General features: G+C 33.1%; 10 protein-coding genes and 1 tRNA gene. 5 read left to right on the top strand and 6 right to left on the bottom strand.

Translation table 11 applies throughout. The features are described from left to right. Both HOG71_16700 and HOG71_16705 read left to right on the top strand, forming a co-directional pair. Positions 1–1,403 (top strand): PKD domain-containing protein (locus tag HOG71_16700; protein ID MBT5992489.1); only part of this gene is annotated, 1,403 nt, incomplete at its 5' end. A gap of 384 nt (positions 1,404–1,787) precedes the next feature. Beyond that, the gene (locus HOG71_16705) at positions 1,788–3,245 is read left to right on the top strand and encodes a PKD domain-containing protein (protein MBT5992490.1); all 1,458 of its coding nucleotides are present in this window, start codon (positions 1,788–1,790) and stop codon (positions 3,243–3,245) included. A gap of 165 nt (positions 3,246–3,410) precedes the next feature. Here HOG71_16705 and HOG71_16710 read toward each other — a convergent pair whose 3' ends face one another. Beyond that, complete coding sequence (locus HOG71_16710) at positions 3,411–4,160, bottom strand: hypothetical protein (GenBank protein MBT5992491.1); 750 nt, start codon at positions 4,158–4,160, stop codon at positions 3,411–3,413. 319 nt (positions 4,161–4,479) lie between these two features. On the opposite strand from HOG71_16710, the gene HOG71_16715 reads away from it, so the two are divergent. Then, positions 4,480–5,220, top strand: a complete 741-nt coding sequence (locus HOG71_16715; GenBank protein MBT5992492.1) for a phosphatidate cytidylyltransferase — start codon at positions 4,480–4,482, stop codon at positions 5,218–5,220. Then, on the top strand, positions 5,217–5,891 hold the full coding sequence (locus tag HOG71_16720) for a phosphatidate cytidylyltransferase (protein ID MBT5992493.1): 675 nt from the start codon (positions 5,217–5,219) through the stop codon (positions 5,889–5,891). The genes HOG71_16715 and HOG71_16720 overlap by 4 nt, the downstream gene beginning before the upstream one ends. A gap of 44 nt (positions 5,892–5,935) precedes the next feature. Here HOG71_16720 and HOG71_16725 read toward each other — a convergent pair whose 3' ends face one another. From HOG71_16725 to HOG71_16740, 4 genes are read right to left on the bottom strand one after another with little or no spacing between them, the layout of a single operon-like run. Then, positions 5,936–7,093 carry a radical SAM protein gene (locus HOG71_16725; GenBank protein ID MBT5992494.1) on the bottom strand — a complete coding sequence of 386 codons (1,158 nt, stop codon included), beginning with the start codon at positions 7,091–7,093 and terminating at the stop codon, positions 5,936–5,938. 30 nt (positions 7,094–7,123) lie between these two features. Next, on the bottom strand, positions 7,124–8,758 hold the full coding sequence (locus tag HOG71_16730; GenBank protein ID MBT5992495.1) for a hypothetical protein: 1,635 nt from the start codon (positions 8,756–8,758) through the stop codon (positions 7,124–7,126). A gap of 16 nt (positions 8,759–8,774) precedes the next feature. Then, a complete protein-coding gene (locus HOG71_16735; GenBank protein MBT5992496.1) occupies positions 8,775–9,605 on the bottom strand; it encodes a hypothetical protein in 831 nt (276 codons plus the stop codon). 37 nt (positions 9,606–9,642) lie between these two features. Beyond that, a complete protein-coding gene (locus tag HOG71_16740) occupies positions 9,643–10,209 on the bottom strand; it encodes a CDP-alcohol phosphatidyltransferase family protein (protein ID MBT5992497.1) in 567 nt (188 codons plus the stop codon). Between the two features lie 210 nt (positions 10,210–10,419). Between HOG71_16740 and HOG71_16745 the strand changes: the two genes are divergently transcribed. Then, the gene (locus tag HOG71_16745; protein ID MBT5992498.1) at positions 10,420–11,382 is read left to right on the top strand and encodes a hypothetical protein; all 963 of its coding nucleotides are present in this window, start codon (positions 10,420–10,422) and stop codon (positions 11,380–11,382) included. Between the two features lie 514 nt (positions 11,383–11,896). Here the strand turns inward: HOG71_16745 and HOG71_16750 are convergent. Further along, positions 11,897–11,967 (bottom strand) — tRNA-Cys (locus HOG71_16750). Between the last annotated feature and the right edge of the window lie 21 nt (positions 11,968–11,988).

An 11,988-nucleotide genomic window follows, 5' to 3' on the forward strand; every position in this document is an offset into this window, starting at 1 on the left:
CTCCTATTAATCCAGCGCAATATGGAATAAGAGTGAATGCACCTTTAATCCCTGAAAAAGTAGAATGGAACTTTGGCGATGGAAGCGGATGGCATACCAATGCACTTCTTACTGATACCATCTCCTGGATATTCAACAAACTTGGTGACTATAACATTAGCATGCGCACCACAGACAGTAATGGATGTGTGCAAATTCTGGAAAAGAAGAAATTTATAAAAGTAATTGGAATTGTTGCTGACTTTGATATGATGAATTCGCCTCAAGTCTGTGCTCCTCAACCAGTAAAATTCATTGATCAATCACTCATCATAAACAATTACAAGTACGATTACAATCAGTTAGGGCAAATAATTGACAGTTTTAAAATTGATAGTGTTGTATCTTGGAAATGGAATTTCAATGATGGACGAGGATCAAACTCAATATCACATATCAAATCACCTACGCATACATATATTAAAAATGGTGCATTTGATGTAAAACTAATTGTAAAATTACAAAATGGATGTACAGATACTATTTTGAAAAAAGAATTTATTAGAATTGAAGGTCCTGAGGCAAAGTTCTGGATTTATAAAAATGGGCAAAAGCAATATTCTGATACAATTTGCACAGGTGGATTCATTACAATTTTAGACTCAACTATAAAAACTACACACTGGCAATTTGTAAAAGGAGATAACTCGATACTGAGTGATACGGTTCAACCATTTAATAATTTGTGGGAAATTCAGTATAATACTCCAGGTGTGTATCATATTTATTTGAATGCAACGGTCAAAGTTTATTATCCAACACCACCTCCCGGCTATTGGGGCGATTGTACTGCCACTTATGGTCGTGAAGACAATCCTTATGATACCTTCTTTACTGTTGTCGTTTTAGATTATCCAGAAACCGATTTTACAGCATCGCCTGCGTCAGGAACAGCACCATTAACAATAAACTTCTCCGACAATTCTACTTTAGCCGGAGGAACAATCACAAATTATTATTGGGAATTTGGAGATGGTGGAACATCAACTCTAAAAAATCCGAGCCATACGTATACCTATGGAAATAAATATTCTGTTTCCTTAGTTTCAACTTCAGATTTCGGTTGTTCAGATACTGCAAGTAAAATGCATTTCATTAATGTTACTTCTTCATTAGCGGAATTGGATGATTCAGAACCACGTATTTATCCGAATCCAACAACTAATGAATTATTTATTGAATATGCCAATTTGATACAGGATATTTCAATCATTAATGAATTGGGTGAAATAGTGCTTAAAAGATCGGATGTTAAACAGAAATCATATCATTTCGATTTTCTTGATCTGGATGCAGGATTGTATTTGGTAAAAACAATGGATATAAACGGTAGTGTTTATTGGTCGAAGCTAACAATAATGTAGCCTGACAAGAACTGGAATAGAAAGAGTCCAAAAAGAACATAGAAACCAATTCTATGTTCTTTTTTTACTTACATTTCTCCTATAATAAACACAAATTTTGTTCAAAGTAAAATACAAAATTTATATACTCAGTCGGAATCGCTTCGCTTTTAAAAGCTTTTTTTTCATTTGTCTGTAGGTAATTTTAAACGAAAAATATTCACGTATATTTCTCCTGTAAAAAACATAAATTTTGTTCAAAGTAAAATACAAAATTTATATTCTCAGTCGGAATCGCTTCGCTTTTACATGATTTTTTTTCATTTGTCTATAGGTAATTTCAAACGAAATAAAATCATGTATATTTGATCAATCTTAATTTATAAAATTACTTAAATCTTAATTATGAAAAACTATAGTAATCTTCAAAAGACAAAAATTATTCTATTACTTTTTGTATCTGGTTTTATTTATTCCTTATCATCTGCACAATGTGACATTACTGTTTCAGAAGACACAATATGCATAGGTAGGTCTATTAGTTTTTCAATTCCTCCAACCACTACTTTCAGTAGTATTAAATGGAATTTTGGAGATGGAGTAACTAGCACACAACCTACCAGCACAGTAAACCACAGCTATTCTCTGCCAGGAATTTATATGGTTGATGTTAGACTATATAATAGCAGTGGAGGTATCACGTGTAATACCGGTATATATGTACATATTGAAAAACCTGTTGCTGATTTTGATACAATGTATAGTCCGGGAGCTTGTGCACCTCAACCAGTTAAGTTTACTGATAAATCAAGAATGATCGGAGCAATAGGACATGATAGTATTGTTAGCTGGAAATGGAATTTTCATGATAATAAAGGAAATTCCTCTATCTCCTATAATAAAGAGCCCTATCATACATATTTTTCAAATGGAGTCTTCGATGTTAGTCTAACCGTAACTACTGCAAATGGATGTATTGAAAAAGTTACAAAACCATCATTTATTTCTATTGATGGTCCTACTCCTAAATTCTGGCTTTATAAAAATGGTAAAAAGATATATACTGATACTATTTGTGTTGGAGATTTTGTTACTATTTTAGATTCATCTGAAAACACAGATGAATGGCAATTTGATAAAGGAGACAATTCTTTTTTTAATAGTATTGGCCATACTGCAAATCATCAAAGAAATATTCAGTATACAAAGGCAGGCATATATTATATTCATTTAAATGCTTCAGCCAATGTGTTTTATCCTACCCCTCCTCCTGGGTACTGGGGTGATTGCACTGCTGATTATGGTCGTAAAGACAATCCAAATGACACATTTTTCACAGTAGTTGTTTTAGATGCGGCTCAAGCATCTTTTACAGCCAGTCCAATGTCTGGTAAAGCTCCTGTTCAGGTTACGTTTACAAATACATCAACAGTTAACTCTAGTGATTTATTAAATTATTTCTGGTTTTTTGGAGATGGAGATACTTCAACCTTAATAAATCCTGTTCATGAATATACTTATGGAGCAATATTTACTGCTAAACTGGTAATTCAAACAAAATCTAATTGCAGTGGTCCCTATTATATTCAGACATTGAATATTACTTCTTCGATAGGAGAAGATGATCAATATGCTCAAAAAATCTATCCCAACCCATCAAGTGGAGAATTGCATATTGAGCATGAATGTCTGATTAAGGAAATTTCAGTACTAAATGCAGTGGGAAAAATAGTTAAACAACAAGCTCAAGTACAACAAAGAACCTATCATTTCGAATCTCTTAATTTGCAAAGAGGATTGTATTTAATTAAAACTCAAGATATAAATGGCAAACTGTATTGGTCGAAACTGACTATTTTGTAATCGTGCTTTATTCGTCACTCACTTGTCAGCCTTCCTGCAGGGCAGGAAAATGAGATTCCAGATATCCCTAATGAGATTCTGGAATGACGGTCTGGAGAACTTTTGAGATAAACTCATTCTGCAATGATGTTCGTATTAAAGTAGAGTTAATCTAGACATTAGGAATTATCCCAATGCAATAAAATCCTTTAATATTCCTTGCAGTATCAGTAAATCATTCTCTTTATTTCGGAGCAGTTTTTTTTGATCATTGCTTTCAAAAACTGCATAATCAATTTCAATCAAACGGAAATTCTTTTCTTGTAAGCTATCCCTTTTGCGTTCTTCGTATAGCTTTCGTTGTTCAGCTCTGTTTACCCCACTAATGGTCATTCTTTCAGACTTATCATCATCATTTGCTGCTGCTTGCTTATCAATAAACTCAATAACCAGATTCAATTTGTCGTAATATGCGTCAAGTGGAAGTTCTGTTCTGCTTTTTCCATCTTTATGCAAATCGCCCAAAATAAAATCGAATGTATGCTGTCGTGAAGCTGTATCGTTCAAGAGTTCATCGCACAAATCCAACAAATAGAATTCATCACTTTCTTCCTTGCTGATATTTTTGGGTTTTTTAGATTCAGGATAGGTTGTTTCTTTTGGGACAAAGCTTGCTCCTTCCCTAACCAAATACCAATAGGTGTTTTCAGGCTTTCGTTCAGCATGAACGAATGGGATTTTATCTAGTGCATTTTCTTTATCCAATGCTCTTAAAACCCTTCTCAAGGGCAAACCATTTTTATTATCTTTTCTAAAAATACCCGCTTGTATTAAGGCTGGCATTATTTCTTTGGCTGCTATCCAATCCGTTTTCGGATTTTTCTTAAAATAGGCAGCAATTACTTTATTTATTTGTGCAATGTTTTCCTCAACCATATAATGCTTGTTTATTACTAAGGCAAAAGTAGTTATTACTCAATGGATTGCAACATCAAATTAGGGTGGCAATAGATGTAGTTTGTATCAATCTAGCTAACGAAACAGATTTAATATTTCAATTAAGTGCAAGAAAATGAATATCCGTTATTGTCCTAAACTGTAAAAATTGCCTCAGATTTATGTTTAAGAGGCTAGTAAAGTTTCTGTATATCTGTGGCCTAAATATGTCTGTGATATAATAAAGGACATAGGTAATTGAAAATACTATTTTCAGTATTTCTGCATTTTTACGAATTGTTCAGTAAAAAGGATTAAATTGGAAAACATAATAAATAGTATGGGACTTAATCTCTACCTCATTTTGCTTGTCTATTACACCATTGGTGCTCTATTGGTTTTTAAATCAAACAAAAACCAAGAGGCATCTAAACGCAAGCAAAACTGGATAAAGTATTTTTCATACCTGCTAATAATGACCTCTTTGTTCACTGCTATTTTAATAAATCCAGTTATTTTTCAATATATCTGCGTGCTCATTATTGTATCAGGACTGATTGAAATCATCCGTAATCTTATAAAAAAAAGAGAAATCATTTTAGGCATACTTACCATCGCTATTTATTTAATTATTTCATTTGGATTTTATCGATTCAGTTCATTGAATCAAAATCTTTTATTCTTTACATTGGCTATAGTCACTGTTTTCGATTCATTTAGTCAACTGGCTGGTCAAGTCTTTGGCAAAAGAAAACTGTTTCCTAAAATTAGCCCAAACAAAACTATCGAAGGATTAATAGGTGGACTGATAGCATCTATGCTAACTGCATTATTGATATTTAGATTACTTGAACTTTCTTTATTTCAGTCGCTGTTTTATGGATTTGGAACAGCCTCATTTGCATTTATTGGAGACATATTATCATCCTTGTGTAAACGTAAGCTTAATATAAAAGACTTTAGCAATATTCTTCCCGGACAGGGAGGTATTATTGACCGATTTGATAGCCTGATGCTAGGTGCTATTTTTATGTTACTCATTACAAATCTTAACGTATGATCAGGCAATTAATCATTATCACCCTACTTCTGTTTGGCGTATCGGGGATTTTGTTTGGCCTCGAAATTCTACACAAAAAGTTTGCAATCAATCCTGAATATACCCGAAAATCGGGGCATGTAATCGGTACTTTAGCGAGTTTGATTTTGCTCTATACACTCGACTCGCATTGGTATGTACTTGGGCTCGAACTAAGTATTTTCTTCATCCTCTTTATCGGGAAATTAAAAGGAACTTTTAAAGCTATTGAAAATGTAAATAGAAAATCGAGTGGAAGTTATTTATTACCAGTTTCCATTTACATTCTATTTCTGGTTTCAAGCAAGTTTCAGAATAATCTGTTTTTTATTTTACCAATCTTTTTACTCGGCATAAGCGATCCGCTTGCTGGTTTGGTTGGTATACTGTTTAAAGCAAAAAGCAGAAAAATCAAACTATTCAGCTTTGCTTTTAACAAAACAATACTTGGCTCAACTACTTTTTTTGTCAGCTCACTTATTCTTTCCCTCATAACTTTATTTGCTTTTGGATTCTCATGGCAGCAAGTGATTCTGATTTCTGTTTTAGTATCAAGTGTAAGTACACTAACCGAATTAGTAAGCCCAAAAGGAATTGATAATCTGACTGTTCCTCTCGTTTCGCTTATAGTTTTACTGATTACTATTCAGTAAAGAACAGATCAAGCCAGTTAACTAATCATAAAAGAGGTTAGGAGCTATTTCCCCAGCTTATATTTAATGCAACCTTGTTCCCTTAGTTTTTGTATCGACACATTCAGATCAGCCTGTAGGACATGATCGCCTTTGCCTCGGCAAAAAGGACATGTATTGACATAGCCATCCGTATCAACATATAAATAACGCATGCCGGCTGCTGTACAACCACTTGTTCTTTGTCGGAAACTATAATAATGTGCAATGGGGTATTTCTTGAATTCTTTTTGTTGATTTAATTTGAAATAGAATTCTTCAACAATTTTATGCTGTTCTGCCGAAAGTTCAACATCTTTATCTGCGTAATTGCCTGCTTTTCGGGCTTCCAAAATCTGGATAAAGGCTACTCCCCATTTTTTTGCTAATTCAGCAAATTTCATCAAGTTGTCAGAAGAGCAAAACTCCTTGGTTACACATATATTCAGCGAAGTAGCCAAGCCAACACGATTAGCACTTTCTATGGCTTCTTTAGCCCAATCAAAGGCATTTTTATGCCTGCGAAAAGCATTGTGTTTTTCTTTATCAAAATGATCGAGACTAACAGCAACACCCGTTAAACCTGCTTTTTTCAATTGTAAGGCCTTTTCTTCATTCAAACTCATGCCTGATGTGGTAATCCAGAAATCAGAAATGCTTTTATCAGCTGAATTTAACAAAGCGATCAGATCATCAAAACGCATCATGGGTTCTCCCCCACCTAATTGAAAATGTGGTATGCTGTAGTCCTGTAATTTTCTCAGGACATTTTTGAGATCATCTAAACTCAGGCTTTCCTGTTTATTCAAATTGCCTGCTTCGTAACAATGCTCACAATTCATTTGACAGCTTTTTGTGATAGCCAGTAAAACAAGTCGAATATCTTCAGCAAGCTCAACAGATTGTCCGCTATGCTTTTTGGCAATGTTGAGAAAGTTCCTGTGAAAATGATTTGATGGCCAGGATTGAAGATTTGGTGAAATAAATACTTTTTTGTTTACCCGAGCCACTTTATTAATTTTGGTTCTTTGAGAATAATGATCCCTGAGTAATCTGACCTCCTGTTTGGTTTTTCGTAAAGCTTTAAGATTTGGGTATGCTAATATCATTTTAAAAGCTACACTGAGTGAAATTCGCGCTAATAAAATAGACTTCGCTAATCCTGATAAAATTGGGGGATTCATTGACAATAATTGACTGGATTCAAATAGCTATTACTGAGCTGTTACATAGGTTTTTACTAATTGATCATACAGATCTTTGGAATAAATAGAAAATCCGCCATCCCTCTTAAGCTTGACGAGTTTTGCATAATCCGGTTTGCTGTTGTAGGTATTATTTCGAATATAATATCCACTTCCTTTTAGGATTAATGTATAAGTAAGGTCTTTATTGTATTCTATTGCCCGAAACTCAACAGTAATATCCTCACCAATACTTTTTTGGTTCATACATAAATCATCAATTGCTAACAAATCGGTTGTGTAATCATGTCCTGATGAATCTTTAGCAGAAAATGGTTTTAAGGATTCAATAGCTAAATCGAGGTCTTCTGTAAAATCAATTGCGGCATAGTCCAGTTCCCAAAACATAAAACCTGCTTTCAAAAGTATTTCAATATTATCTCCTTCAATATCTGACAAATTTATTGGGACAACAATATCCCTGAATACATTTGAGCCTACTGTATTAATATGATCTACATAGGTCCAGCCTTTTGACGTTTTAACTAAAACCTGCATCTGAACACCATTTCGAATTGATCCCTCCAATACTTCACCTCCATCTTTTGCCATCTGTTTTTGCTGCCAATTGGGATAAAGTGTACCCAAATTCTTACAGATTTCGTTATAGGTATAAGCTGACCATGGCGAGTTTTTCAGATTCAGATGTAATTTGGCCTGAGTTGCATCTTGCTTTTCAAAATTTAGCTGTATGGAACTTAAATTATCATTATCCAACAATTGATCAAAAGAATACACTTTGCCATCTCTTGATTTTAATTCCTCCAAATATTGATCAGTTGATTCTATTCCTACACTTTTAGCTTCACATGGAGCTGATATGCTATGCAAAACACCATCCTGACTTGGAATAACCTCAATATTTTCCTGATGCTCAACAATAAGTAATTCTAATGAGTTGGTATATAAATCATCATTCCTGTTATTGGCAAAAGTGAACTTGAAGCTATTATCAGTTGGTTTAATATCCTTTAACACCATATAGTCGGTTCGTTCAAGATTTGGATAAACTGAGCCAGGATAAAGATTTCCCAAAAGTGCTCCATCATGTTCAATATCAGCATATACATAGGGACAATTGCAGGCTATCAGCAGAAATATAGACAATGCTCCCACTGCAGATGCTGCAGAAGAAACAATATACGATACAGTAGTTGCACCATTGGCTGTTTCAAAATACTCAGCCCTACTAATAGAGCTAAAAGGGATGCTTATTGAATTATTGTCCATTATAACTTCATCAACATAGAGATTAAGTAGATCCATGTATCCGATCTTTTTCCTACTATAATAGCCAAGATTCTTATTCTTAACTTTATTGATATATTTTTCAAGCTGTATGGGCACATCATTGTAGTTAGCATTGATTACTCCTGCGCCATTATCGATCTTAATATTTGACAATTCAATTTTTGATTCTGCATTAAAATTAACAACAACATGTTTTGATTTTAAGCCAATATGATCCTGAATTTGATTACTTTCAGTCAAAGGAACTTGACTCACCTTGTAAAGTGGGCGAAAACAAGAGGAAAGTGTAAATACAATAATCAAAAATACTATGGCTGTTAAAGATCTTGTAAGGTATATCTTTGTTTTCTTCATAATTTTAATTTAATGCTTAGAAACGGTATCCAAAACTTAACTCAAAAGGGTATAAAAACACATAACTACTTGGATAATAAAGATCATAACTTGAATTATTATTAACTTTCATTAAGCCTATTGCTGCATTTGTGCTAATAAAAAAAGAGTTATCAAACTTTATGGTAACACCATAGGCAATTGTAGTGCGATACAAATCACAACTAGCGTATTCAATAATATTAAAATTATAATTATTACTTTGATTGCTAAAAATTGCAACATTCTCGTAACCAACATTTAGTCTGACAAAACTATTGAATTTCTTTGCCTGGTGATGATTGGAATACATATAATAATTTACAAATGCATTAATTCCATAATCTGTTAGGCGCGCATTGTTATAATAATCTCGAAGATCAAAATCTCTGTTAGTAATAAAGAAATTTGAAACAACACTTCCACCAATCCCTAATTGTCCCTTGGCAAATATTCGCTCATAGCTAATAATATAATTTGGAAAGCGGAAGCCTGCCGAAATCAAATTAACCGAACGATCATCGTTTAGGTTTAAATTACTTAAAGATTGACTTTCAAAGCTCAGCTTCTTTCCCGAATCAAATTGAATATACAATATAGAAGACATGGCAATTTGATAAACACCTAAAACCGTAGTATCTTGATACCAAAATTTAACAATTTCTAATTCATAATTTATACTATTGATAATAATAGGAATTTCATTACCTGATCTTTTATGGATAATGGCATTTTCGTCTTTATAAACATCCTGAGCATTTGATGAGAATGCAAAAACAATTAATGCAGTAGTAAGTAATAGTGTTGTTATTGATTTAAAAAAACTCATATGTGTATTTTGAAGACTATTTTGTCAAATTTAACACTTATTTAAACAATAGCCAATACAATCCTTTTGCATTGGATTTCATATCTTTAAGATAAAGGATTACAATAATTTCCTCAATAAAAGTTAAAATCCCCCACAATAAAGCAATGTAGTAAAGCCAATCAAAAAATTTAAATGCAAACATTGTAAAAAGGAATATGCCTTGCAAATAGCCTCCAATTTTTTTAGAATATAAATGAAGACTATGGTATTTTTTGAAGCGCAAAAAAGAAACAACTTCAACTAAAATATAAAAACCAATAAATAGATAAAGTAACCAAATATGATGACCAATTATAGCTAACTTGAATTTAAAAATAGCGACAAATGCCAAAATAAAGGAGCCAATATCAGCCAATGAATCAAGCCGTGCTCCAAATTTTGTTTCTAAGTTAAAATAACGGGCAATTATTCCATCCCAAACATCTGTCGATAAATTTATACAATAGAGTATGACAAAAAGCTTCTCGTATCCCATAAAAATTAAATACAGCAATATGGGGAATGTGATAAGGCGATAAAAGCTTAATAAATTGGGAATATTATAGATGTTTTCTTTGTTCATATGTCCTTACAAAATTCATAAATTCGGCTTAACTTATAAAGTTATATAAGTAAAAGTTAATACACAATCTGTTTGTTTATCTGTTTTGTTTTCGTATATCTTTGTATACATCATTTTAGAACGAAAAAATATTTACCAAAAATATCATCAAAAACCACCAATAATACATTTAGAATTTGTTTTATTTTTGATAACTGAATAAAAAAAAGCATGCGTAATAGAATAATTAAAGTAATTACAGTTTATGGTGTGTTAATGCTAATTGTGCTTTTTACAACTAATTGTGAGAAAAACAATCCACCTGTCATTCAAATTGAAAATCTATTTCAAATAGGATCAAACTTGGCCATTTTGGAAGTGGAAATACCAATAGATGCCTCGTCTGTTTATTTAGAAAAAGGCGTTTGTTATGGTTTGTCATTCAACCCTACCATTAACTCAAATATAAAACGTAGCACAAATGATGAGGATATTTTCGTTCTCAAAATATCAGATTTAAGTCCAAAAACAAAGTATTATGTGCGTGCCTATGCAGTTACCACGGATAAAACCATTTATGGGAACAATATAAGTTTTGAAACCCTTGATATAGTTACAGACATTGATGGGAATGAATATAACACCATTAATATAGATGGGTCTATTTGGATGGCTGAGAACTTGAAAGTAACTAAATACGCAAACGGTGATCCGATTCCAAATCTAACCGATAATAGTTTATGGAGAACAACAAACAATGGTGCCTATTGTGCGTATGAAAATAATGATTTACACAAAAATACCTACGGGTGTTTATATAATGCTCATGCTATTAATGACGCGCGAAGTATCGCACCTGAAGGCTGGATTATCTCTAGTTCATATCAATATACCTATTTTGAATATTACTTCGACAAGTGGGAAGATTTTATTGAAACAGGGAATAAGCATTGGGTTAATACAGATACATTCAGCAGAAATGAATCAGGATTTACAGCGCTACCTGGAGGAAAACGAGATGAATATGGCAATTTCTCAGGTTTAGGCACTTCATGCTATTTCTGGACCTCTACAGAATCATATATTTTAAATAAAATGAATGCTTTTCAATTTCTTGACAATAAAAACTACAGTGAAATAGGAAACTACTCAAATCAACAGGGATTATCTGTTAGATGTTATAAGTACTATTAGAACATCAGAAAGAACATTGACACAACAAATACCAAATTCAACTTGGTATATTGGGTATGATTTTTATAAAAATGACAAGACATAAATAGAAAAACTACTGTTCATATGAACAAAAGAATACCGCTTGATGTGTTTAGCTAGGATAAAATTGAAAAGAACAACCACTAGTCAAATCGACAAAAACTCGACAAAAAAACAAAACCACTAAATAATCATTGAATTTTATTGAGGTCTCGAGCGATTGCTCGATTGTTTCAATTGTTTTAAGAGGCATCTCGCGAATCTCCCTTCAGTCGATTTCGAACCTGCGGCTCTCATCCGAAGACCGATTAAAAAAATAGCCGAAGCAAAAAGCATCAGCTATTTTTCTGAGGCCTCGAGCGATTGCTCGATTGTTTCAATTATTCTAAAAGGTATCTCGCGAATCTCCTTTCAGTCGATTTCGAACCTGCGGCTCTCATCCAGAGACTACTTAAAAAAATAGCCGATGCAAAAAGCATCAGCTATTTTTTTGAGGTCTCGAGCGGATTCGAACCGCTGTACCTGGTTTTGCAGACCAATGCCTAACCACTCGGCCACGAGACCCTTTTCAGGAGTGCAAATTTA

Source organism: Bacteroidota bacterium (assembly GCA_018698135.1).
GTDB lineage: Bacteria > Bacteroidota > Bacteroidia > CAILMK01 > JAAYUY01 > JABINZ01.